At 70.6% G+C, this 23,553-nt stretch carries 23 protein-coding genes and 1 tRNA gene; 17 read left to right on the plus strand and 7 right to left on the minus strand.

All coding sequences use genetic code 11. The features are described from left to right. Window positions 1-16: 16 nt before the first annotated feature. Complete coding sequence (locus ABZ808_RS09960; RefSeq protein WP_357003291.1) at window positions 17-1,471, minus strand: hypothetical protein; 1,455 nt, start codon at window positions 1,469-1,471, stop codon at window positions 17-19. A gap of 123 nt (window positions 1,472-1,594) precedes the next feature. On the opposite strand from ABZ808_RS09960, the gene ABZ808_RS09965 reads away from it, so the two are divergent. Then, complete coding sequence (locus ABZ808_RS09965) at window positions 1,595-2,293, plus strand: PASTA domain-containing protein (RefSeq protein ID WP_357003293.1); 699 nt, start codon at window positions 1,595-1,597, stop codon at window positions 2,291-2,293. A gap of 188 nt (window positions 2,294-2,481) precedes the next feature. After that, a complete protein-coding gene (locus ABZ808_RS09970) occupies window positions 2,482-3,408 on the plus strand; it encodes a PASTA domain-containing protein (protein WP_357003295.1) in 927 nt (308 codons plus the stop codon). A 7-nt stretch (window positions 3,409-3,415) separates the two neighbouring features. Here ABZ808_RS09970 and ABZ808_RS09975 read toward each other — a convergent pair whose 3' ends face one another. Both ABZ808_RS09975 and ABZ808_RS09980 read right to left on the minus strand, forming a co-directional pair. Further along, the gene (locus ABZ808_RS09975) at window positions 3,416-3,841 is read right to left on the minus strand and encodes a hypothetical protein (RefSeq protein ID WP_357003297.1); all 426 of its coding nucleotides are present in this window, start codon (window positions 3,839-3,841) and stop codon (window positions 3,416-3,418) included. A 98-nt stretch (window positions 3,842-3,939) separates the two neighbouring features. Then, window positions 3,940-4,224 carry a hypothetical protein gene (locus tag ABZ808_RS09980; RefSeq protein ID WP_357003299.1) on the minus strand — a complete coding sequence of 95 codons (285 nt, stop codon included), beginning with the start codon at window positions 4,222-4,224 and terminating at the stop codon, window positions 3,940-3,942. Window positions 4,225-4,847: 623 nt separating this feature from the next. Between ABZ808_RS09980 and ABZ808_RS09985 the strand changes: the two genes are divergently transcribed. From ABZ808_RS09985 to ABZ808_RS09995, 3 genes are all read left to right on the plus strand, one after another. Further along, the gene (locus ABZ808_RS09985) at window positions 4,848-5,723 is read left to right on the plus strand and encodes a helix-turn-helix transcriptional regulator (protein WP_357003301.1); all 876 of its coding nucleotides are present in this window, start codon (window positions 4,848-4,850) and stop codon (window positions 5,721-5,723) included. Further along, window positions 5,693-5,914, plus strand: a complete 222-nt coding sequence (locus tag ABZ808_RS09990) for a DUF397 domain-containing protein (protein WP_357003303.1) — start codon at window positions 5,693-5,695, stop codon at window positions 5,912-5,914. Before ABZ808_RS09985 ends, ABZ808_RS09990 begins: the two co-directional genes overlap by 31 nt. Window positions 5,915-6,128: 214 nt before the next feature. Beyond that, on the plus strand, window positions 6,129-6,530 hold the full coding sequence (locus ABZ808_RS09995; protein ID WP_357003306.1) for a hypothetical protein: 402 nt from the start codon (window positions 6,129-6,131) through the stop codon (window positions 6,528-6,530). Here ABZ808_RS09995 and ABZ808_RS10000 read toward each other — a convergent pair. Beyond that, window positions 6,498-7,097: a hypothetical protein gene (locus tag ABZ808_RS10000; RefSeq protein WP_357003308.1), complete on the minus strand. Its 600-nt coding sequence runs from the start codon at window positions 7,095-7,097 to the stop codon at window positions 6,498-6,500. The genes ABZ808_RS09995 and ABZ808_RS10000 overlap by 33 nt on opposite strands. Before the next feature lie 215 nt (window positions 7,098-7,312). Here ABZ808_RS10000 and ABZ808_RS10005 point away from each other — a divergent pair, with 215 nt between their 5' ends. Continuing rightward, complete coding sequence (locus ABZ808_RS10005; RefSeq protein WP_357003310.1) at window positions 7,313-8,869, plus strand: S8 family serine peptidase; 1,557 nt, start codon at window positions 7,313-7,315, stop codon at window positions 8,867-8,869. A 70-nt stretch (window positions 8,870-8,939) separates the two neighbouring features. On the opposite strand, the gene ABZ808_RS10010 is transcribed toward ABZ808_RS10005, so the two are convergent. From ABZ808_RS10010 to ABZ808_RS10020, 3 genes are all read right to left on the minus strand, one after another. Continuing rightward, entirely contained in the window at window positions 8,940-9,746 is an 807-nt protein-coding gene (locus ABZ808_RS10010) for a WecB/TagA/CpsF family glycosyltransferase (RefSeq protein WP_357003312.1), read from the minus strand. Next, window positions 9,743-10,858: an NAD-dependent epimerase/dehydratase family protein gene (locus ABZ808_RS10015; RefSeq protein WP_357003314.1), complete on the minus strand. Its 1,116-nt coding sequence runs from the start codon at window positions 10,856-10,858 to the stop codon at window positions 9,743-9,745. The genes ABZ808_RS10010 and ABZ808_RS10015 overlap by 4 nt, the downstream gene beginning before the upstream one ends. 66 nt (window positions 10,859-10,924) lie before the next feature. Beyond that, window positions 10,925-11,010: transfer RNA gene (locus ABZ808_RS10020), tRNA-Leu, on the minus strand. A gap of 208 nt (window positions 11,011-11,218) precedes the next feature. Between ABZ808_RS10020 and ABZ808_RS10025 the strand changes: the two genes are divergently transcribed. The 11 genes from ABZ808_RS10025 to ABZ808_RS10075 all read left to right on the plus strand — a co-directional run bounded on the left by ABZ808_RS10025 (window position 11,219) and on the right by ABZ808_RS10075 (window position 23,362). Then, complete coding sequence (locus ABZ808_RS10025; RefSeq protein ID WP_357003316.1) at window positions 11,219-12,007, plus strand: DUF3662 and FHA domain-containing protein; 789 nt, start codon at window positions 11,219-11,221, stop codon at window positions 12,005-12,007. Window positions 12,008-12,013: 6 nt separating this feature from the next. Next, window positions 12,014-12,499, plus strand: a complete 486-nt coding sequence (locus ABZ808_RS10030) for an FHA domain-containing protein (protein ID WP_357003318.1) — start codon at window positions 12,014-12,016, stop codon at window positions 12,497-12,499. Beyond that, window positions 12,496-13,968, plus strand: coding sequence for a protein phosphatase 2C domain-containing protein (locus ABZ808_RS10035; protein ID WP_357003320.1), 1,473 nt, complete (start codon window positions 12,496-12,498; stop codon window positions 13,966-13,968). The genes ABZ808_RS10030 and ABZ808_RS10035 overlap by 4 nt, the downstream gene beginning before the upstream one ends. Before the next feature lie 30 nt (window positions 13,969-13,998). Continuing rightward, entirely contained in the window at window positions 13,999-15,489 is a 1,491-nt protein-coding gene (locus ABZ808_RS10040) for an FtsW/RodA/SpoVE family cell cycle protein (RefSeq protein ID WP_357003322.1), read from the plus strand. Continuing rightward, the gene (locus ABZ808_RS10045; RefSeq protein WP_357003324.1) at window positions 15,486-16,991 is read left to right on the plus strand and encodes a penicillin-binding transpeptidase domain-containing protein; all 1,506 of its coding nucleotides are present in this window, start codon (window positions 15,486-15,488) and stop codon (window positions 16,989-16,991) included. The genes ABZ808_RS10040 and ABZ808_RS10045 overlap by 4 nt, the downstream gene beginning before the upstream one ends. Window position 16,992: 1 nt before the next feature. Continuing rightward, complete coding sequence (locus tag ABZ808_RS10050; RefSeq protein WP_357003326.1) at window positions 16,993-18,408, plus strand: protein kinase; 1,416 nt, start codon at window positions 16,993-16,995, stop codon at window positions 18,406-18,408. Beyond that, the gene (gene pknB, locus ABZ808_RS10055) at window positions 18,405-20,219 is read left to right on the plus strand and encodes a Stk1 family PASTA domain-containing Ser/Thr kinase (protein WP_357003328.1); all 1,815 of its coding nucleotides are present in this window, start codon (window positions 18,405-18,407) and stop codon (window positions 20,217-20,219) included. Before ABZ808_RS10050 ends, pknB begins: the two co-directional genes overlap by 4 nt. Window positions 20,220-20,243: 24 nt before the next feature. Then, window positions 20,244-20,924, plus strand: a complete 681-nt coding sequence (locus ABZ808_RS10060; RefSeq protein ID WP_357003330.1) for an ElyC/SanA/YdcF family protein — start codon at window positions 20,244-20,246, stop codon at window positions 20,922-20,924. A 285-nt stretch (window positions 20,925-21,209) separates the two neighbouring features. After that, window positions 21,210-21,671: a hypothetical protein gene (locus ABZ808_RS10065; RefSeq protein WP_357003332.1), complete on the plus strand. Its 462-nt coding sequence runs from the start codon at window positions 21,210-21,212 to the stop codon at window positions 21,669-21,671. Between the two features lie 215 nt (window positions 21,672-21,886). Then, a complete protein-coding gene (locus ABZ808_RS10070) occupies window positions 21,887-22,333 on the plus strand; it encodes a hypothetical protein (protein WP_357003334.1) in 447 nt (148 codons plus the stop codon). Between the two features lie 81 nt (window positions 22,334-22,414). Further along, complete coding sequence (locus tag ABZ808_RS10075; RefSeq protein WP_357003336.1) at window positions 22,415-23,362, plus strand: hypothetical protein; 948 nt, start codon at window positions 22,415-22,417, stop codon at window positions 23,360-23,362. The last annotated feature ends 191 nt before the right edge of the window (window positions 23,363-23,553 follow it).

The raw sequence follows: 23,553 nt of genomic DNA on the forward strand, positions 1-23,553 counted from the left end.
TGCTCGCGGGCCGGGATCAGTCGGTGGTGGGGCGGGCTGGCCGACGGCGCCGGCCAGCCGGAGCAGGGCTCTCCGTCGGTTCGCCGCCGGTGGGTTCAGCCGCATCCGAGAGATCCGGGTCCGTGCGCGGCGACGGCACCTGGGGTACGCCGGCCCGGTCGCGGCGCGGGGGAACGGCGACGCCCCGCGTCGGGGCCGCGTCGACGTCACGTGCGCGGGGAACGGCGGCGTCGCGGGCCCGGGACCGCGTCGCCCGGCTCGTCGGCGGGGTGGAGTCGGCCCCGCTGTCCTCAGTGGAGGCCCCGCTGGCCGTCAGCGCCCCGGATCGCGCCTCGTCGGTAGAGGTCACTTGAGCGTCGGCACCCGGGGTCGGGCCGGGGGAAGCTGCCGGTGCGGTCGCCGGCCGGTTGGCGGCCCGGGTCCGCTCGACACGTTCGGCGAGGACGGCGACCAGCACCGAGCCACCGATGCCGGCGATCACCGCGTACGGGGCGATGAGCTGGGTGGAGAACTGCGCCGGGCCGAGCGTCGCCCAGCGCGGCACGGTGGTCAGGTAGGCGAGCGCGACGAGGAGTGGGCCGGCCGCGCCGGAGGCCGCCGCACCGACCCGGTGCCCGCCCGACCGCGCGGCCCGTCGGGCGGCCAGCGCGCCTATCACCAGCGCGGGAACAAGTGCCAGCAGCGCACCGGGCCAGTAGAGCTGGCCCCCGATCCAGTACCGCGCGTGGTCCGGGTCGAGCTGCCAGGTGCCGAGCTGGGCGCCGGTAAGCCCGCGTCCGACGCGTACCCCGTCGATCACCGAGACCACCGCGAGCAGCCAGAGCCAGGCGGCCGTGGCGGTGACGTTCAGCGCGGCGGTACGCGAGCGCAGCGCCCAGAGCGCGACGAGGACGCCGATCAGGATGCCCAGCGCCGCGTGCAGGGCGGCGACCCGCTGCGGCACGCTTGTGTCGGCACCCACCGCGACCCGCGCCGGCACGGCGACCAGCAGCACGGTGACCAGCCCGCCGAGCCCGGCGGCGAGCGCCAACGCCAAGCTGCGGAGCAGGCCGTCGCGTTCGCCGGGCAGCGTTTCGGCCACCTGCGTCGGCCGGCCGGCCGTCGCGCTCGGTCCGTCCTGAACCGCGTCGGTGCCCGTGCCCGCCGGACCGGCCACGAGCGCCGTCGGCTCCGGTGCGTCGGCCTTGTTCCGCGGGGCCGGTGCCGGCTGAGTGGGCGGCGTCGGGTCCGGCAGGGGTACGCGCCGGTGGTGCAGCCGCTGCGCGCAGACCGCACCCAGCACCGTTGAGCTGGCGGCGAGCCAGGTGGCCCAGGCGAGGCCATCCGCCCAGGCCGTGTCGTTGGCCCCGGCATCGGTCGGCGTCCACGTGATGACGCCGAGCCCGTAGCCGAAGCCGAGCTGCGCGGCGCCCGCGCCGGCAGCGACCCCGATCGCCGTCACGATCGATACTCCCCAGCCCCGTCTGGCCATGCCGGGCAGCGTAACGTCCCGTCGTCGGCGCGGCGAGTCGCAGCGACCCGCCGGATTGAACGGTCGGCACAACGAGGTTGGGCGGCGAACGGTACGGTCGCCGGTGATGAGGCGGTGGGCGGTATGACGGACGCGAACACGGGTCGGCAGGATTCCGCCGGCATCCGGGGCGGCGGTGGTGCGGGTCGGGCCAGCGTTCTGCTCGGTGGCGGGCTGGTCGCCGTGCTCCTCGCGGTCGTCGGTGCGACAGGCGGCTGGCTGCTGGCCGGCGAGGACGACGGAAGCACGGTGGATCCGCAGGCGGTGGCGAGCGCGACCGCCACGCCGACAGGTCGGGCCACCCCGTCCCGACCGGGTACGAGCCGGACCACTCCCGCCGCACCCCGGACATCCGCCGCACCGACCAAGGGGGCGGGGCTGACCGTGCCACCGGTCGTCGGCATCGACTTCGAGAAGGCTCGCGACACGCTGCGCAAGCAGCGGTTGGGCTGGCGGCTCGTCTTCGGCAACGGCAGCGGCCGTACGGTGGAGAGCACCTTGCCGGAGGTGGGCACCGAGGTGGCCCGGGGCACCACGGTGCAACTTCAGGTGGCCGGCCCGCCGCCGCCCGCCGAGGTGCCGGACGTGATCGGCGACGACTGCGCCGAGGCGGCGGACGACCTGGTCGATGCGGGTCTCTACCCGCGTTACCGCAGCGGGCGCAACGGAGAGGTCAGCCGGCAGGAACCGGCCGAGGACGGCCCCGCTCGCTGGAACGACGAGGTCAGCATCTGGTGCGGGTCGGATCCGCCGAACCAGCCGACGACGAAACCCCCCGCCTGACCGGCCGCGCGCCGATCCCACCGCCGGCCCGACCGTTTGGCCCGTCACGCCCGCCCGACCCGATCGGAGCCGGCCGGGCGCCCTGCGGCACGCGGTTCGCGTCGCTGATCCCCGCCCAGGTCGACCGGGGCGGTTAGGTTGGCGGTCGAGGGCCATGGTGCCCGCCCCGGTTCGGGAAAGGACGTGCGATGAGCGACGACCGCCAGGAGCCGCCCACCGGGGAGCCCGACGACGACCGGACGCGCGCTCTGCCACCCCCCGCCGACCAACCGCGGCCACCGGTGCCCGCCGCGTCGCCGGACGAGACCATGCCCATCGACCGCTCCGCGTCGGCCGGGCGCACCGCGTCGCCGGACGAGACCGCCCCGATCGACCGCTCCGCGTCGCCGGACGAGACGATGCCCATCGACCGCTCCGCGTCGCCGCACGAGACCGCGCCGATCGAGCGGGCCGCGTCGCCGGACGAAACCATGCCGATCGACCGGACCGCGCTGGGGCAGCCGGGTGACCGGACGGCTCGGATGCCGGTGGAGCGGTCGACGACGCCGCCGTGGGCCGGGCGGGCCGAGGTCCGGGCGCCCCGACCGGCCGAACCCGCCGAGGGCTGGTACGTCGAGGAGCAGAGCGGCAGGCGCTGGTGGCTGCCGATCCTCTGGGGGGTGCTCGCACTGCTCTTCGCCGGACTGCTCGGGGCGGCGCTCTGGGTGGTGCTGAGCGCGCGGGACGACGACCCCGACGGCCCGGGGTCGACTCCGTCGCTGCCGCCGGCCAGCGCCACCACGGCGGCGCCGACCAGCGCCGCGCCCACGTCGGCGGCGCCGACCAGCGCATCGCCGAGCAGCCCGCCGACCAGCGCCGCGCCGGAGGAGGTGCCGATGCCGCCGCTGACCGGCCTGCCGCAGGCCACCGCCGAAGGGCTGCTGGACCGGCTCGGCCTGACCTACCGGGTGGTGTACCGCCCGTCCGAGTTGCCGCCGGGGACGGTGGTGAGCACCGAACCGGAGCCCGGCACGCCTGTGCCGACCGACGAGGAGGTGCTGCTGGTGATCTCGCAGGCCCGGTCCTCGACGGGCAGCCCGGCCAGCCCGAGCCCGACGGTGACGGGCACGCCGTGACCGACGCTCACCACATCCGGCGGCGGGTGCCGACCAGGCCGAGGCCGGCCAGCGAGATGGTGAGGCCGAAGATGCCGGACCAGAACAGTGAGCGGCGGACGTCCGTGGCGCTGTGCCCGGCCGGAGCCGCCTCGGCGGTCTCCTGCTGGCCGTCGGACTGACCGCCGGCACCGGCGCCGGCCGCCGGGCCGGTCGGGTCGACCCGCCCCTCGTCGGCGGTGATCCAGTCGGGTTCGGAGTACGTCGGGTCGGAGTCGACCACGGTGATCTCGGGTGCCGGCACCGGAGTGACGAGCCGGGTGGACGACAACGCCGGGTCGCGGGCCAGCACCACGAGGGTGGTCACGGCCCCGAGCAGGGCGAGGAGTCCGAGAGCATAGGTGATACGGGAGCGGTTGTGCCGCCGCACGGCGGGCTGATTGACCATGACCATCCCAGGCTCAGGGTCCTGGACGTGCGGGTGGAACGGTGCCGGGGTGGGCGTACCAATTCTATGGCGACGGCACGCCTACCCGTGGCGGTTCGCGCTGGTCAGCCAACTTTGACCGGAGTACGGGCGACCGGTCGCCGGGGCCGCACGGTGTGCTGGCGGGGCTGAGGTGCGGCCTGCACCTGCCGCAGCCCGTCTCGCTGCACGAAGATCGACCGTCGGTTGACCGCGTCGCCCGCGGTGTTGAGTTCGTAGCCGTCGAGCCAGAGCCAGCCGTCGTAGGTCGGCCATTCAAGCACCCGGATCACCCGGAACATGATGGGCCTGAGGAACTGGACACTCGCGGCGCGAGTCACATGCAGTACGTCACCGGAGCGGGGAAGCACATGGGCTCCTGGGGAGGGTCGGCCGGCGACGTGCCGGCGGTGACTTGTCGGGGACGTCTCGGCCCGGTGACGGGGTCGCTCCTCTTGGGCCGCTGGTGCGAGGTGGCGGTGGTCGGGCCGTACCCGCTGGTGGCGTGCCGCCACCCGACCATCACCTGACTGCTTCCGGGGAACCGCGCCCACCGCCACAGCCGGCTGGCTTGCAGCGGTGGGGTCTTCACCCCGGGGCAGGTCTGTGCGTCGCTGGCCGGGCCCGTGCCCCGAGAAACTCTCCGAGATCGGTGGGGTCACCACACCCGGAGAGCGGATCGAGACGCTGAGTGATCCATGCCATACGGACAGAGTGCATCAGCGACGTGCTTCATGCAAGTTGCACGTCGACTTTTGCCAATACGTGAGTCCGACACGCAAATCGCCGCTTGAAGCCATCCGCGTGCGGACGGCACACTGGGGGCCGGTTTCGCCCGTCGCGGCCGTCCGATGCCGGCACCAACCCCTCGCCGCGAACGCCCGCCGGCCGACCATCGCGCCCCCGGCGGGCGGCAGTCAGCGGCGCGTCAACCGGAGGTAGCCCGCGTGGGGTCGAGCAACCAGCGGTGGGAACCAGAAACTCAGAGGTCGCGATGAGTGAGCGACGCAGCCCGACGATCAGACGGCGAAGGCTCGGTGCGGAGCTACGCCGGCAGCGGGAGTCGGCGGGGATAACCATCGAGGTGGTCGCCGAGCAGTTGGAGTGCTCGGCGTCCAAGGTCTCCCGGATCGAGACCGGGCACACCACGGCCACGCCGCGCGACGTGCGGGACATGCTGCGGATCTACGGCGTGGTGGGTGCCGAGAGCGACGAGCTCGTGCAGATCGCCCGGGAGGCACGGCAGAAGGGCTGGTGGCACCCGTACAGCACGGTGCTGGTCGGGGCGTACGTCGGACTGGAGGCCGCCGCGAGTTCGATTCGGGCGTACGAGCAGCAGGTGGTCCCCGGTCTGCTGGAGACCGAGGAGTACGCCGGGGCGATGATCCGCGCCGCCCGCCCCGATTTCACCGCCGACCAGGTGCACCAACGGGTGCGTGTCCGTCTGGGTCGTCAGTCGTTATTGACCCAGGACGATCCGGTCGATCTGTGGGTGGTGCTCGATGAGGCGGTGGTAAGCAGGCCGGTGGGCGGGGACGAGGTGATGCGCGGCCAACTCAGGCGGTTGGTCGAAGTGGCCGAGTTGCCGAACGTGACGCTGCAGATCCTGCCGTTCGAGGTGGGAGCGCACGCGGGCATGGACGGGACCTTCACGATCCTCAGCTTCCCCGAGCCCGGTGATCCGGATGTCGTGTACGCGGAGAACGCCACGGGTGGGCTCTTCCTCGAGAAGAGCGACGAACTACAGAAGTACAGCTTCATCTTCGATCACATCCGTGCTGCGGCCATTCGTCCGGAGGAGTCCGTCGCACACATCGCAAAACTGGCAGAGGAGCCGAGATGGCGACCAAAGGGTTCCCCGTGGACCTGACGCAGGCAACGTGGTTCAAGAGCTCGAAGAGCGGGCCGAACTGTGACAACTGCGTGGAGGTGGCGTACGTGACCGGTGCTGTCGGAGTTCGGGACTCGAAGGACAAGGCCGGTCCGGCTCTGGTCTTCGCGCCCGGCGACTGGCACGCCTTCGTCGCCGGTGCCCGGGGTGGTGTGTTGAGCACGTCCTGACCCAGCGGTCAGGTGAGGTCCCCGTCCGGCTCGACCGGGCGGGGACCTTCCGCGTCCCGGTTTCGGGCTGCCCCGGGGTCGGATCGGCCGGGTCCCGGTGAGGTTCCGCCGGGATTCCCGTCGCCACAGCGCGCCCGCCTCGTTGAACCGGTCGGTACGGCGCTGGATCACGACCCGCCGCACCGACCGCACCCGAACGAGGTAGGCGATACGGATGACGACGATCGGTTCAGACAACCTCACCAACGGTCCGGGCAAGCCGGAGCGGTTCGGTGGCAAGTACCGCGGGGCGCGTCGGGACACCGTACTGACCGAGGTGGTCTCGACCGAGCAGGAGTTGAACGGCCGGGAGTCGTCGGACTCCGAGGCGGCCGACGCGCCGCTCTCGTTGCCTTCGCTGGACCCGAACCCGCTGGTCGAGCCGTCGTTCCCGCCGACCGGCTGGCCGATGGAGCCCGCCGGTTCGCTGGCCGACCACCCGCTGCTGCGCGGCCTGCTGATGGAGTTGCCCCCGAAGGGCAGCGTGCCGCCGCCGGGCTGGCTGGACCGCTGGTTCGAGGCCACCCGGGCGATCCTGGAGCTGCTATACGTGCAGGGATCCGGTCGCTCGCGCTGAGCGTGGCGCATTCGGAAGCGCCCGCTCGGCGAGCCGGCTGTGCCGGAGTGCGTGCCGGACGCCGATGGCGGCCACCGCGAGTGCGCCGACGGTGATCGCCGGCCCGGTGACGCCGGGCTCGGCGCCGAGGTCCGCCCCGGCGGCCGCGATGACCGCCGGCACGGTCGCCAGGGCTGTCACCTGCAACGGCAACCCGACGAGCGGGTGCGCCGCGGCGGCGCGCAGCCCGTGCGGGGCGGGCGTGCCGGGGGCCGTCTCGAACGCGCCGGCGCCGGCCCGCAGGCGGCGGATCCGTCGTACGGAGCAGACTGCCACCACGAACGCCGGCCCGATGGCGAGGGTGAGCGCCGCGGCGGCCTGGTCGACCGGCGCGGTGCCGGCACTGAGCAGCCCGCCGATGGCCGCCGCCGCGACGAGCGCCACGCCGGCCAGCGCCAGCGCCAGCAACCATCCGGTACGCCTGCGCAACGCGGAGGTGTCGCGCAGCCGGGGCAGTCCGTCGGCCAGGACCCCGGCGGCCAGCCAGACCGCGGCTACCGGCAACAGGATGGCGAGCTGACTTTCCATGTTCGAGAGTCTTTCCCGATCCGGAGCTCGGCGAATCCGGGTCGGTCCCCGGTTCCCCCCGGAAGCCAGCCCGTAGGGGCCATCCCATCGAGGTGATGGACGTTTCGACATGTTTCTCAACCCGACTTACCGATCTACCCTCGGCTAGATCGGCAAGTGTCGATCGAGTTGATCGGTGGTAGTGGTTTCGCCGCCGGTCGGAGGGAGGTAGGGAGATGGGTCTTCCACGCAGGTCCGTACTGGTCGGGGTGGTAACCGCGACCGTGCTGGCCGTCGGTACCCCGGCCCTGGCCGCCGAGCCCGTCGGCGTGGTCCGGGAGGCCGGCGGAGCCACCGCCGTCCAGGACAGCTACATCGTCGTCCTCAAGGACAGCGCCGTCGCCCGCAACCGGGTCGGCGACGCCGCGCAGCGGCTGACCGGCCGGCACGGCGGGTCGGTCGCCCGCACCTACGGCACGGCGCTGCGTGGCTTCGAGGTCACCGTCAGCGCGAAGGCGGCGGCTCGGATCGCCGCCGACCCGGATGTGGCGTACGTCGAGCAGAACCACACCGTGTCGATCTCCGGCACGCAGGCCAACCCGCCCTCCTGGGGTCTGGACCGGATCGACCAGCGCAACCGGCCGCTGGACAGCTCCTACACCTACCCGAACACGGCGAGCAACGTACACGCCTACATCATCGACACGGGCATCCGCTTCGCCCACAGCGACTTCGGTGGCCGGGCGACCTCCGGCTTCGACGCGGTGGACGGCGGATCGGCCGACGACTGCAACGGGCACGGCACGCACGTCGCCGGCACCGTCGGCGGTTCCGCGTACGGCGTGGCCAAGGGCGTCCAACTCGTCGGCGTACGCGTGCTGAACTGCTCCGGCAGCGGCACCAACGCTGGTGTGATCGCCGGCGTCGACTGGGTCACCCAGAACGCGATCAAGCCGGCCGTGGCGAACATGAGCCTCGGCGGTGGGGCGAACAGCTCGCTGGACACCGCGGTCCGCAACTCGATCGCGTCGGGCGTGACGTACGGCCTCGCGGCCGGCAACGACAGCGGCGCGAACGCCTGCAACACCTCGCCGGCCCGTACCGCCGAGGCCATCACGGTCGGCTCGACGACCAACACCGACGCCCGTTCGTCGTTCTCCAACATCGGTACCTGCCTGGACATCTTCGCCCCCGGGTCGTCGATCACGTCGGCCTGGCACACCAGCAACACCGCGACCAACACGATCAGCGGCACCTCGATGGCCACTCCGCACGTGGTCGGCGCGGCTGCCCTGGTGGCCAGCGCCAACCCGAGCTGGACCCCGCTGCAGGTCCGTAACGAGCTGGTCGCCAACGCCACCCCCAACGTGGTGACCAGCCCCGGCACGGGCTCGCCGAACCTGCTGCTCTACGTGGGCAGTGGCGGCACCACGCCGCCGCCTCCCACCGGCTGCACCGGCACCAACGCCACCGACGTGACGATCCCGGACGCCGGGTCGGCCGTCACCAGCTCGATCACCATCGCCGGATGTGCCCGCAACGCCTCCTCGTCCTCCACGGTGGCGGTGAACATCGTGCACACCTACCGCGGCGACCTGGTCATCGACCTGCTCGCCCCGGACGGCAGCGCGTACCGGCTGAAGAACAGCGGTTCGGACAGCGCCGACAACGTGATCGCCACGTACACGGTCAACCTGTCCAGTGAGGCCGCCAACGGCACCTGGCGGCTCCAGGTGCGCGACGTGTACTCGGCCGACACCGGCTACATCAACAGCTGGACCCTGACCGTCTGACCGATCTTCCTACTGGACGAGGCCCCACCCGTTGTCCCGGGTGGGGCCTCGTGCCGCGCTAGTTCGAGGGTCAGACCGCGAAGGTGGCCGGTCGCTCGGTGGCCGGAGCCGGCGGGCGGGCCTTCCACAGGCCGGTCTTCTGCCCGGCCAACCGGGCCAGGTAGGCGGGGTTGAGGATCACGTAACGCTTCCAGAGGCGCTTCGGCTCCAGACCGAGCCGCCAGAACCACTCCAGGCCGGCGCGCTGCATCCACGGCGGAGGCTGACGCAGCAGCCCGGCGTGGTAGTCGAAGGCCGCGCCGACCGCCATCAGCGGCATGTCGAGCAGCGGGCGCATGGCGTACGTGAAGACCTCCTGGCGCGGGCAGCCGAGCCCGACCAGGACGAGCCGGGCACCACTGGACCGGATCCGGTCGGCGATCTCGGCGTCCTCGCCCGGCTGGGCCGCGCGGAACTTCGACGGCTCCACCCCTGCGATCTTGAGCGCGGGGAACATCCGCTCCAACGCCGGGATCAGCTTGGCCAGCGTCTCCTCGGTTGAGCCGTACAGGTAGACCGGCAGCCCTTCGTCCGCGAAGCGGGAGAGCACGTGCAGGGTCAGCGTCGGCCCGTAGACACGGTCGGTGAGCCCGGCGTGGTGCAGCAGGTTGAGCGCCCAGCGCACCGGCTGCCCGTCCGGGGTGACCACGTCGAAGGAGTTGAGCCGGGCGTTGTGCGCCGGGTCCAGCACGCCGGTCATCACGCCGTGCACAGCGAGTGCGGTAAGCGCGAGCGGACGCCGCTCGTGCGCCGCGGTCACCACCGCGTCGGTCGCCGTGGTGTAGTCGGTGGCGTCGACGAGGACGCCGAGCACGTTGCGCTTGGTCTGTGCGGTCATGACTGCGGCACCCACTTGTCCACGTTGGCCTCGTAGATCTCCCGCAGGATCATCGGGACGTCGTACGTGATCTTCCAGTCCGGGTACTGCTCCTCGAACCGGCCCATGCTGCTCACGTACCACTGGTGGTCGCCGGTGCGGTTCTGCTCGACGTAGTTGATCCGCGCCTCGCGGCCGGTGATCTCCTCGGCGATCCGGAACGCCTCGATGTGCGAGGTGTTGGAGTGCCGGCCGCCACCCAGGTTGTAGACCTCGGCCGAGCGGGGCGCACGGAAGAACGCCTCGAACGCGGTCAACACGTCGTGGGAGTGGATCGCGTCGCGGACCATCTTGCCCTTGTAGCCGAACAGGTTGTACGTCCGGCCCTCCATGACGCAGCGCATCAGGTACGCGAGGAACCCGTGCAGCTCGGCGGCCGAGTGCGCCGGGCCGGTCAGCGTGCCACCCCGGAAACAGGCGGTCTTCATGTCGAAGTAGCGCCCGTACTCCTGCACCATCACGTCCGCGGCGACCTTCGAGGCGCCGAAGACCGAGTGCAGCGAGTGGTCGATCGACATGTCCTCGGTGATGCCCTGGTACCAGCGGTGGTCCTCGGGCAGCTCGTACCGGGTGTCCAGCTCGATGAGCGGCAGGCTGTTGGGCCGGTCGCCGTAGACCTTGTTCGTCGAACAGTGGATGAACGGCGCGTCGATCGCGTGCCGCCGGGTGTTCTCCAGGATGTTGAGCGTGCCGCCGGCGTTCACGTCGAAGTCCGTGTACGGCTCCTTGGCCGCCCAGTCGTGACTCGGCTGCGCCGCGCTGTGGATCACCACGGCGATGTCCGGGCCGTACTTCTTGAAGACCTGCTCAAGACCGTCGCGGTCCCGGATGTCCACCGCGAAGTGGGTGTACGAGTTGCCCAGGTCACGGCTCAGCCGTTCCAGGCTCCACGAGGTGGAGCCGTCCTCGCCGAAGAAGTACCGGCGCATGTCGTTGTCGATGCCGACGACGTCCAGGCCGAGGCCGGCGAAGTGTCGGACCGCTTCGGAGCCGATCAGACCACCCGAGCCGGTCACCAACGCGACAGTCACACGCCACTCCTGGTCCATCGGAGGCAGAAACCATCGGAGCATAGCGTGATGCCCGGCACGCCCCGATACGACGGAAGGGCCCCGCATTTAGCGGAGCCCTCGTCATTTTGGTGGGGATGGGGGGAGTTGAACCCCCACGCCCTTTCGGGCACACGGACCTGAACCGTGCGCGTCTGCCATTCCGCCACATCCCCGTGGCACAACCCGGACCACTCTAGCCGCCTCGGGCCCGCTGTCTCCAACAGGCCCCGGTGAGACTAGGCTGTTCCGGGCGCTCGCCACGAGCGGTTACCGTTCGTGGCGGACGAAAGAGTAGCACGGCAGTCCCGGCCCTTCCGAACGGACCGGGAGCAGGCCGGCCGAGCGGCGTGTGAGCTGCGCGCGCCCCGGCCGGATACCATCATGGCCTCGGGACCCGAGGAGGAGCCGGTGAGCGTGCTGCAACGCTTCGAGAAGCGTCTGGAAGGCCTGGTCGAAGGGGCCTTCGCCAAGGTCTTCAAAGGGGTGGTCCACCCCGTGGAGATCCTCAATGCCATGCAGCGGGAGGCTGAGGCGCACAAGGCGATCCTGGCCGGTGGGCGGACGTTGGTGCCCAACCGCTACGTGATCGATCTCTCGCCGTTCGACCACGGTCGGCTGGCACCGTACGCCGCCGCGCTGGCCCAGGAACTGGCCCAGTCGCAGGCGGAGTTCATCGGCGAGCAGGCCTGGACGGTCTACGGCGACGTGATCGTCGAGATCGAGCGGGGCGAGGGCCTGGACACGGGAATGTTCCGGGTCACCGCCGAGGTCTACACCGGTGGCGAGGTCGCCCCCGTGTCGGCACCCGGCTACGACGCCGGCCCGCCCGCCTACCCCGCGTACGACCAGGGCGGGGGCTACGGCCCGCCGCCCGGGCACGGTGGCGGCCGCAACGTGCGGCTGGTCTCCGGCGACGGTCGCACCTACCCCCTCCAGATGGGGTCGACGGTGATCGGTCGCGGTGACCAGGCCAACCTGCGCCTGCCCGACGTCGGCATCTCCCGGCGACACGCCCGGCTGGATTTCGACGGCGGCCAGGTCGTGCTGACCGATCTGGGTTCCACCAACGGCACCATGGTCAACGGCCAGCGGGTCTCGGCCGTCGCCCTCAACCCTGGTGACATGGTCCAGCTCGGCACCACGACGCTGACCTTCCGCGTGGACGGCTGAGCCGCCTTGCCGGCACTGGTCATCACCGTTGCCCGGTTCGGGTTCCTGATCCTGCTGTGGATCTTCGTGTTCACGGTGGTCGGCGTGATCCGCCGGGACCTCTTCGCGGGAGCCCGGTCCGGTCGCCTGGTGGCGGCACCACGCGCGGTCGGCGCCTCGACGGGGCAGGCGGCCAAACCGGCGAAGGTGAAGCGGGGGCGGGCGGCCCACCAGTTGGTGGTGACCGCCGGTCAACTGGCCGGCACCCGGATCACCCTCGGCGAAGCGCAGATCACCATCGGTCGAGCCGAGGATTCCACGCTGGTCATCACCGACGACTATGCCTCCGCGCGGCACGCCCGGCTCATGCCGCGCGAGGGGCAGTGGTTCGTCGAGGACCTCGGCTCGACTAACGGGACTTACCTCGATCGCGCTAAGGTCACCGGACCAACCCCCGTCCCCCTCGGCGTGCCGATCCGGATCGGCCGCACTTCCCTCGAATTACGGCCATGACTCTGACCCTGCGCTATGCGGCCCACAGCGACCGCGGTCTGATCCGTGACGGCAATCAAGACTCCGTCTACGCCGGGCCGCGGCTACTCGCCGTTGCCGACGGCATGGGCGGCATGGCCGCCGGTGACGTCGCCAGCAACATCGTCATCGGTGCCATGGCGCCGCTCGACGAGGACGTCCCAGGGGACGCACTTGTCGACGCGTTGCGTTCGGCCGTGGGCACCGCCAACCAACAGCTCCGCGACACGGTGGACGCCAACCCGCAGTTGGAGGGGATGGGCACCACGCTGACGGCGACCCTCTTCTCCGGCAGCAAGCTGGGGATGGTCCACATCGGCGACTCGCGGGCCTATCTGCTGCGCAACGGTGAGTTCGCCCAGATCACCAAGGACGACACGTACGTCCAGATGCTCGTCGACGAGGGCCGGATCAGCGCCGAGGAGGCCAGTAGCCACCCGCAGCGCTCGCTGCTGACCCGCGCCCTGGACGGCCGGGACATCGACCCGGAATATTCGGTGCGCCAGGTGCTGCCCGGCGACCGCTACCTGATCTGTAGCGACGGCCTCTCGGGCGTGGTCAGCGCCGAGACCATCGGTGAATCCCTCCGGGAGTACACCGACCCGCAGCAGTGCGTCGAGCGGCTAGTCCAGCTCGCGCTGCGCGGCGGCGGTCCGGACAACATCACGGTGATCATCGCCGACGCCACCGACCACGACATCGTCGAGGCGACCCCGATCGTCGGTGGCGCCGCCGCCCGGGACCGGGGCATGGCCACCTCGGCCGACAACTCGACCCCCGCCGCGCGGGCCTCGGCGCTCTCCGCGCCGCGCCCGGCCGTGCCGGAGGAGCCGGCGGCCTCGGACGACGAGCCGGAGCGGCGCAAGCACCGGCCGGTGCGGGCCACCGCCATGGCGCTGGCCCTGCTGGTGATCCTCGCCGGTGGGCTCTTCGCCAGCTGGACGTACACCCAGCGCCAGTACTACGTGGGCGCCACCGAGGAGGGGCAGGTCGCGGTCTTCCGGGGCATCCAGGGTCAGATCGCCGGGATGGACCTCTCCACCGTGCACCGCACCAGCGGCACCCGGCTGGACGACCTCACCGTCGCCGCTCAGGACACCGTCAAGGTGGGCATCCGGGCCAAGAGTGAGCCGGACGCCGAGCGTCAGCTCGCCGAGCTGACCAGCGACACCCCGAGCAACCCCAACCTGAAGCCGATCTGCCCGCCCGACCCGACGGTGGTGGACGGCACGCCGACGCCCACGCCGACAGCGGCCCTGCCCGGGACGACCCCGAGTCCGAACGGCAGCCCCAGCGCCGGCCCACCGGCGACCCCCAACGGGGTCGTGAGCCCGACCATCGCGGCCACCGCCGATGCCGGCGCAACCGATCTGACCTCCCCATCCGACGCCACGCCCTCCGACTCGACACCGCCGGCGCTCGACCCGGCCGGCTGCCGGTCTCCTGAGTGAGCGTCGGCTGAGATCCCAAGGACTCCACCCGTGACCGTAGCGGCCACACCGGCACCCTCGCCCGCCACCACGGGCGGGGATTCCGGCGTACGCCTGGCCCGGTCCCGCCGCAACGCCGAGCTGTCCCTGCTGCTGCTGGCCATGGTGCTGGTGGCCGCCTACATGGCGACCGTCGAGGCGAACCTGCTGGACACGGTCACCCCGGACTTCTGGATGCCGGCCGCAGCGGTCGGCGCGGTCTTCCTCGGCCTGCACCTGGTGATCCGGTTCCTCGCCCCGTTCGCCGACCCGGCCCTGCTGCCGGCGGTGGCCCTGCTCAACGGCCTCGGGGTGGGCTTTCTGCGCCGGATCGACCTGGGCGAGGCAGCAGTTGCCGACCGGGAGGGCCTGGCCACCTTCGCCGGTATCGGCGGCCGGCAGTTGGCCTGGACGCTCGTCTCGGTGATCCTCGCCGCCGTCCTGCTGGCCATCATGCGCGACCACCGTTCGATCTCCCGGTACGCGTACACCCTGGGGCTTGCCGGCATCGTGCTGGTGATGCTCCCGGCGGTGCTGCCCAGCAGCATCTCCGAGATCAACGGCGCCAAGCTGTGGATCCGGGTCGGTGGCTTCTCCATCCAGCCGGGCGAGTTCGCCAAGCTGGCGCTGCTGGTCTTCTTCGCCTACTACCTGGTGCGCAAGCGCGAGGTGTTGTCGCTGGCCAGCCGGCGCTTTCTCGGCATCGACTTCCCGCGCGGGCGCGACCTCGGCCCGGTGGTCGTGGTCTGGCTGATCAGCGTCCTGGTGCTCGTGTTCGAGAAGGACCTCGGCACCTCGCTGCTCTACTTCGGCATGTTCGTGGTGACGCTCTACATCGCCACCGAACGCGTCAGTTGGCTGCTGATCGGTCTGATCCTCTTCTTCGGGGGCGCCTACCTCGCCTACGTCCTCGGCTCGACGGTCGGTGGGCCGTTCGCCAACTTCTACGTGCGTGCGGAGATCTGGCTGGACCCGTTCGCCGATCCGCACGGCAAGGGCTACCAGCTCGTCCAGGGCCTGCTCGCCCTCGGTACGGGTGGGCTCTTCGGCGCCGGTCCGGGCGGCGGTCAACCGGACATCCTGCCCGAGGTGCAGAACGACTTTATCTTCGCCGGCATCGGTGAGGAGATCGGCCTCTTCGGCCTCTCCGCGCTGCTGGTGGTGTATCTGCTGATCGTGGAGCGGGGCCTGCGCGCCGCGCTCGCGGTGCGCGACTCGTTCGGCAAGCTGCTCGCCGGCGGTCTCGCCTTCACCCTGGGCCTGCAGGTCTTCGTGATCGTCGGCGGCATCAGCAAGCTCATCCCGCTCACCGGTCAGACCACCCCGTTCCTGTCCGCCGGTGGCTCGTCGCTGATGGCCAACTGGCTGCTCATCGCGGTGCTGCTGCGGGTCTCCGACGGTGCCCGTCGGCCGGTGACCGGCGGTGGCGGCAAGGCGGCCCGACCGACGGGCGGCCCGCCCGAGCAGTTGCATGGTGCTCCCACGGAGGTGATCAGGCCGTGAACGCACCCCTGCGCCGGGTCGGTGTCGTCGTCATCGTCCTGTTCGGTCTGCTCTTCGCGAACCTGAACTGGATCCAGGCGTACAAGGCCGACGAGTACCGCACCAGCGACTACAACGGTCGGGTCCAGGTCGCCGACTACAAGCGCAAGCGCGGCAACATCGAGGCCGGCGGCACCGCGCTGGCCACCAGCAAGGAGACCACCGGCAAGCTGAAGTTCCAGCGCAGCTACCCGGGTGGCGCCAAGTACGCCCACGTGCTCGGCTACAAGCCCGTCAACCTGGCCGATCAGGGCATCGAGCGGGTGGAGAACGACTTCCTGGCCGGCACCAGCGACCAGCTGATCGGCGACCGGTTCAAGGACCTGTTCACCGGTGACGAAACCGGTGGCGGCAACGTGCTGCTCACGCTCTCCAAGCAGGCTCAGGACGTGGCGTACGACCAGCTGCGAAACAACCAGGTGGGGGCGAAGAGGGGCGCGGCGATCGCGATCGACCCGCGTACCGGTGCGGTGCAGGCGCTGGTGTCCATGCCCAGCTTCGACCCGAACCCGCTGGTCAGCCACAACACCACCGAGGCGGCCGCGGCGTTCAACAAGCTGGAACAGGACCCGGAGCGCCCGCTGAACAACCGCGCGCTCGGCGAGACGCTGCCGCCGGGCTCCACCTTCAAGATCGTGGTCGCCGCGGCGGCGCTGGAGAACGGCATCGGAAAGACCACCCAGATCCCGGCGGGGTCGAGCTACACCCCGCCCACCTCGGGCAGCCCGATCCGCAACGCCGCTCCGTCGATCTGCCCCGAGCGGCAGGTCACCCTGCTGGACGCGGTCACCGAATCGTGCAACACCGGCTTCGCCCAGCTCGGCGTGCGGCTCGGCGCCGACACGCTCAAGGAGAAGGCCCGGCAGTTCGGCTTCGAGCAGGAGGACCTCACCGTCGGCCAGCTCGGCGAGGGCGGCCTGCCCACGGCGGCCAGCCGGACCGGAGACATGCAGAACCCGGACGGCAGCACCGACCCGGCCGCACTCGCCCAGTCCTCGATCGGGCAGAACAACGTCCGGATGACCCCGCTGGAAGGCGCCATGATCGCTGGCGCGGTCGCCAACAACGGCAGCCAGATGCGGCCGTACCTGGTCCGGCAGTTGCTCGCTCCGGACCGGACCACGAGCTACTACACCGCCAAGCCGCGGGAGCTGCGCCAGCCGGTGAACGGCCAGGTCGCCGGTGACCTGCGCGAGATGATGGTCAGCGTGGTGCAGAACGGCACCGGTCGGAAGGCCTCGATCAGCGGTTACACGGTCGGTGGCAAGACCGGCACCGCGCAGTCCGCCCCGGACCGACCCGACCACGGTTGGTTCATCGGCTTCGCATTGGACAAGAACGGCAACCCGGTCTCCGCGGTCTGTGTGGTGCTGGAGCAGGCCGGGAGCGGCGGCAGCGCCGAGGCCGCCCGGATCGCCGGCCAGATCATGCGGGCCGCCATCGCCGACCCCGGGGGTCGCTGACATGCTCAGCCCCGGCGTCCAGCTCGGCAACCGCTACCGTCTCGACGAGCGGATCGCCAGCGGCGGCATGGGCGACGTGTGGCGCGGCACCGACCAGGTGCTCGGCCGGACGGTCGCGGTGAAGAGCCTGCTCCCCGCGCTGCTCGACGACCCGGACTTCGCCGAGCGGTTCCGCGGCGAGGCCCGGACGATGGCCACCATCAACCACCCCGGCGTGGTGGACGTCTACGACTTCGGCAACGACCAGCAGATCGCCTTCCTGGTCATGGAGTACGTCGAGGGCGACGCCCTGTCGTCCACGCTGAGTCGGGTCGGTCGGCTCACCCCGGCCCGCACGATGGCCCTCGTCGCGCAGGCCGCGGACGCGTTGCACGCCGCCCACGAGAAGGGCATCGTGCACCGCGACGTGAAGCCGGGCAACCTGCTGGTCCGGCCGAACGGCACACTCGTGCTGACCGACTTCGGCATCGCCCGCTCCGATCTGGTCGGCCAGCTCACCGCCGCCGGCTCGGTGCTCGGCACCGCCTCGTACATCTCCCCGGAGCAGGCGACCGGCGGGGTGGCGACCCCGGCGTCCGACGTGTACGCCCTCGGCGTGGTCGCCTACCAGTGCCTCGCCGGCCGGCGACCGTTCGAGGGCGACAACCCGCTCGACATCGCCATGCGGCACGTCCGGGAGAAGCCCCGGCCGCTGCCCGCCGACATCCCGCCGCAGGTCCGGGCGGTGGTGGAACGTGCGTTGGCCAAGGACCCGGCCGCCCGGTGGCCCAGCGCCGCCGCCCTCGCCGGGGTCGCCCGCCAGCTCAAGGCCGCGCTGTCCCAGCAGGCCAGGGCCGGTGGCAACCCCGGGCCGGTCTCCGCGGCACCGGCGTCACCGGCCGCACCCGGCCGGGCGCAGGTGCCGGCGGCGCAGCAGATGCGGCCGCCCGGCGCCCCGCACCGTCCGGTGCCCGTGGCGCAGCGGCCGACCTCGGTCCCGCCGGCGCAGCAGCTCCGCCCCACCACCGTCGCGCCGGCCGTGCCATACGCCCGGCCGCCGGCCGCCCCGACCGGCTACCCGCGTGGTGCAGCAGCGGTGCCGCCGGCACAGACCCGACAGGAACACCCTCCGGCGTACGTCCACCCGGCCGGCCCGACGCCGTCCGCGCCGGACGCCCACCGGTCGCGGCCCGGAATGGTGCTTCTCGCCATCCTGCTGGCCGTACTGGTCCTGGTTTGCTCCGGCGTGATTTCCTACAACCTGCGGAAGCAGTCGCAGTCCGGTGCCGCCGGTGCGCTGGCTACACAGACTGCGACGTCCGGCGCGCTGGGGCTCGACGGACGAGACGATGCGACCCGGACGTCGTACCGTCGTGAGGTACGACTCCAGCCGGGCGACGGCGGGACGACGACGAGCGAAGGACGACAGACGCGATGACAGCGCAGGCCCGCCTGCTCGGTGGCAGGTACCAGGTCGGCGAGCTGCTCGGCTATGGCGGCATGGCCGAGGTGCACCGCGGTCGCGACCTCCGGCTTGGTCGGGATGTCGCGATCAAGATGCTCCGTACCGACCTCGCCCGGGACGCGACGTTCCAGATGCGGTTCCGTCGGGAGGCACAGAACGCCGCCTCGCTCAACCACCCGGCGATCGTGGCCGTCTACGACACCGGCGAGGAAACCGCGCCGACCGGTGAGACGCTGCCGTTCATCGTCATGGAGTTCGTCAACGGGCGGACGTTGAAGGAGGTGCTCGGCGCCGAAGGGCGACTGCAGCCCCGCCGGGCGCTGGAGATCTGCGCCGACATGTGCGCGGCGCTGGAGTTCAGCCACCGGCACGGCATCATCCACCGGGACATCAAACCGGGCAACGTCATGCTCACCCAGACCGGCCAGGTCAAGGTGATGGACTTCGGCATCGCGCGGGCGCTGGCCAGCGGCGCGACCACCATGACGCAGACCAGCGCGGTGATCGGCACGGCGCAGTACCTCTCCCCGGAGCAGGCGCGCGGTGAGGCCGTCGATGCCCGCTCCGACGTGTACGCGGCCGGCTGCGTGCTCTTCGAGCTGGTCTGCGGGCACCCGCCGTTCGTCGGGGACAGCCCGGTCAGCGTCGCGTACCAGCATGTGCGGGAGACGCCGCCGACGCCGAGCGACATCAACCCGGACGTCAACCCGGCCGTCGACGCCATCGTGCTCAAGGCGCTGTCGAAGAACCCGCTCAACCGCTACCAGAGCGCCGGGGAGATGCGGGCCGACCTGCTCCGCGCCGCCGCTGGCCGGCCGGTGCTGGCCACTCCGGTGCTGCGCGAGGCCGAGACGGTGGCGATGGCTCCGGCCGGCGGTGGGGGCGGCTACCCGGCTGCCGCCGCTGGGGCGCAGACCCGGCAGATCCCGGCCCGGGTCGGCGACCCGCGCCAGCGGAAGGCATCCTCCTGGCTGATCGCCCTGTTCAGCGCGGTCGGCGTGCTGGCGGTGATCGCCCTGGTGGCGGCGCTGCTCTGGAGCCAACAGCAGGACAAGAACCTGAAGTCGGTGCCCACGCTGGCCGGTAAGACGCAGGACGCCGCGTTCAGTGAGATCCGCAACGCCAACCTCCAGCCGGTGCTGGGTGACCCGGTTTCGAACAGCACCTGCAAGGAAGGCACCGTGGTCGGCCAGAACCCGCAGCCGGACACTCGCCTGAAGGCGGCCAGCACGGTCACCATCCAGATCTGCGCCGGCAAGCCCGAGGTGACGATTCCTCCGGGTCTGGTCAACTCCCAGGCCGAGAACGTCGAGCCCCAGCTCAAGGCTCTCGGGCTGGTGGTCGAGCAACGCCCGGTCGACAACCCTGCCCAGAAGGGCATAGTGGTCAGGGTCAACCCCCCGTCCGGGACCACCGTCGCCCAGAACAGCAAGGTGACGCTCGACGTCTCGCGGGGCAATGTCAACAAGGTCCCCAACGTCGTCAACTCGACCAAGGATGAGGCCGCTCAGGAGCTCCGCGCGGCGGGTTACGAGGTCAGATTCCGTGATGGTGACGAGGTGTCGCCCGACCGGGCCGGCCGCGTCCAGTCGCAGAACCCGAAGGCCGGCACCGAGTTGGCCCAGGGCAAGACGGTGACCATCGAGGTCAGCATCCCGGAGAAGGTGGACGAGACGCCCAGTCCGCCGCCGACGACGCCGACGCCGACGACCACGCCGACCACGCCGGGCGGCGGTGGCGGCTCGGGTCTGCCGTTCCCGCCGATCCGGCTCCCCGAGGAGTAGGCCGTCGCACGTCGGAGCGCCCCGGTGGGCAGCGGCCCCAGCGCTGGCCGGTGGCGACGGAACCTGCTCCGCGGGGCCGCCGCTGGCCTGGCCGCGCTGCTGCTCGCCAGTGTCCCGTGGCTGTGGACGACGATCGGTGCGCGCGGGCACGTACACGACGAGGCGGATGCGCCGGCCGCCGACGTGGTGATCGTGCTCGGCACCGCCGTGGCGGCGGATCGACAACGGCCGGGAGAACGGCTCGCCGGCCGCCTGGAGACCGCCGCCGAGTTGGTGACCAGCGGACGGGCCAAGGTCGTCCTCGTGTCGGGCGACGGCGGCGGCAACTCGGGTGACGAGACGGCGGTGATGACGTCGTACCTCGCCGATCTCGGTGTCGACCCGCGTCGCGTGGTGGCCGACCCGTTCGGCCTCGACACCTACGACAGTTGCCTGCGAGCGCGTGAGGTGTACGGCGTCGAGCGGGCCCTGATCGTGACCCAGTCCTACCACCTGTCCCGGGCCGTGACGCTGTGCCGACATCTCGGCCTCGACGTCGACGGCGTGACCGCACGCTGCGACGGTTGCGGTCGCGCGCTGCTCGCCGAGAAGTCGGTCCGGGACTACTTCGCCAGCGGCAAGGCGGCGTGGGACGCGGTCCGAGGCCGGGCACCGGCGGTCAGCTCGCCCGCGGATCCGGCGGTCCAGAACGCGCTGCGCGGCTGACCTCGCGGCGCTGGGCGGTGGCCGCTGTCGATCCGCTCCCAGACAGCTTCAACGGCCTGCCCAGGAGGCCCGGTGGAGTCCTCGCGTCGTCCAGCCGCCACCGATTGTCGAGCGCCCCGTCGCAGGCCCATCGACCGTGAGCGACCAGGGCTCGTCGGTCCCACCCTCCAAAGGGGACAGCGCGGCCGCCCTCGGCCAACTATCATTCGTGTTTCTTGATCCTTGGCTGCGGTGAGGGAATCAGCGGGCGCCGTATGTCCGCCGACCAACCTTGGAGGAAAAACGGTGAAGCGTGTCGCGTTTTCGGTAGCAGGGGCTGTGGCTGCTACGGCTTTCATTCTCGTACCGGCTGGGGCCGCGCAAGCTGCGGATGGCGGTGATGGAAGCGTTCTCTGCAACACGGGCGAGATCTGCTTCCGCAAGGACACCTACGGCACCGACCAAATGCGCAAACAGTTCTGGAACGGCGCCAACCATGGCGCGAACTCCAAGCACGGCGACTACATGTGGTTCTATGTTTCGGGTGGCTACACGACCACCGAACGAGTTATGGACAGCGCTCGGTTCCTTACCAATCGTGACACCGAGTGCACTGTCTACGTATGGGACGTCGACAGGTACGGCAACTGGTTCACGTACGCTTCCCAGGGCGCGAACAGTGGCGGTACTTCTCGTAGCATCGACCCATACAACAACGGTCACTCCCGCTGCGGCGGCTCGGCGAGTTACAACCCGAAGAACCTGTAACACCCAGGGCGTGCGTCCTGGAAGAATCATCTTTCCTGCGTCCATCGCTCAAGTTGAACAGGGTCTGCCAATTTCCGCCAACCCCACCTGGTCGCAGCAAGCGGCGTGGCTACGGCGTGCCAGCGCCGTGGCAGTGGTGTTCTTACATCTAGCAACGGAGGAAAGTTTCCATGAGGACAGCTCCAGCTAAATCTGCCGGCCGAAGGATCGCCAGCTTGGGCTCCGCCGCAGCGCTAGTGGCCGCCGGTGTCACGATCCCTGCCACGGCGGCGCAGGCCGATGACAGTGGTAACGGAACCGTTGTGTGTGTCGTCGGCGAGATCTGCTTTAGCAGCGACAAGTATGGCGGCAACACCATGCGGAAGCAGTTCTATAACGGCGCCAACCATGGCGCGAACTCCAAGCACGGTGACTACCTGTGGTTCTACGTCCCCGGTGGCTACACGACAAACGAACGCGTTATGGACGGCGCGGAGCACCTTAATAATCGCGATACCGCGTGCACGGTTTACGTGTGGGACGTTGACGGTTACGGCAACTGGTTCACGTACGTGTCGGTTCAGAACGACGGAATGCCTTTCCCCGTCAGATCCGCTACGCCCCGTAACAACGGCCACTCCCGCTGCGGTGGCAGTTCAAGTTACAACCCCAAGAACCTCTGATACTTACCTGACCGTATGCGTGGGCGGACGGGACGTCCGCCCACGCATAATTCCTCATAAACTCCTCTGGAGGTGTTCCCGGTGTCCGCGCTACGCCGCGCTGAGCCCCGTCGCCTGCTGACTGTCCTGCTCGCGCTCGCCTTAACGACGGCCGGTTGCGGCAGCAACGGAGGAACGCCGTCGGGTTCGGGACCGACCGGCGTCGCCGGTCGGACGGCAGCGCCCAACCAACCCTTCGACGCCCTGCTCGGCGAGGAGTACAGTTCGGTCGAGTTGGCCAGGCTTCGCATACGCGATAAATGCCTTGCCGACGCTGGTTATCCGCAGAACCGTGACAATTTCAGCACGTGGCGTCCGCCGGACCCGTTCGAGCCACTGCTGCTGTCGGCCCAGAACCTGGGGCCGACCAGTGAGCAGGAGGCACGACGTCTCGGCTTCGGTGCAGACTTCCCCGGCGAGCCTGCTCGAATCGTCAGCCTTGATGCTGGCTACGACACGAACCTCAAGCGGTGCGAGGCTGAGGCGTGGACGCGGTTCGGCCCTAAGGCCAAGCAGACGATGACCGACTACTTCGACTTGTTCAACGTGCTCGGGCCGTACCGGTACGAGGTCGAGCGCGAGATGCCCTCGGATCTGGCGTCCAAGCTATATGACTGCATGGCCACGAAGAACTACCGGGCAGACCGCGATGCGTTCCTCAGGACACCGAACTACACCCTCTTCGGTGTGCAGTTCGGCGCCAGCGAGCGCGGCCCCGAGGAGGACTGGCAGCCGGCTAGCCGACCCGGAGTGGTCCAGGTCGGTCCAGCCATCCCCGCCCGGCGGTATGTACCCACGCCGGCCGAGTCGGATCTCGCGGTGGCCTGGTTCCAGTGCAGTAAGGACGTCGGACGGGTCGAGGCTCATCTCGCTGCCGCGTTCCGGGTGCAGCAGCGCTACGTGGACCGTTACGAGAGCCGCATAACGGAGCTCAATGAGCAGATCAAGACCCTCGCTCGCCAGTCGGCCGGCCTGCTGGCCCAGAATTAATGCGGCAGGCATCGCGTGTGTCTGGCGCGTCGGTGTTGTGGCAGCCAGGTCGTCGAGTTGCTGCACACCACGCACGCGCTTACGGGTCGGTGACATCCACGCCGCCCAGAGATTGCTGCCTACGACGATGATGACGACCATGTGCCACGGGGAGAAATTCTTCCGTCGCGACGTGAACGGTGCGGTGACGC

It is taken from the genome of Micromonospora sp. NPDC047527 (assembly GCF_040643015.1).
Classification (GTDB): Bacteria; Actinomycetota; Actinomycetes; order Mycobacteriales; family Micromonosporaceae; genus Micromonospora.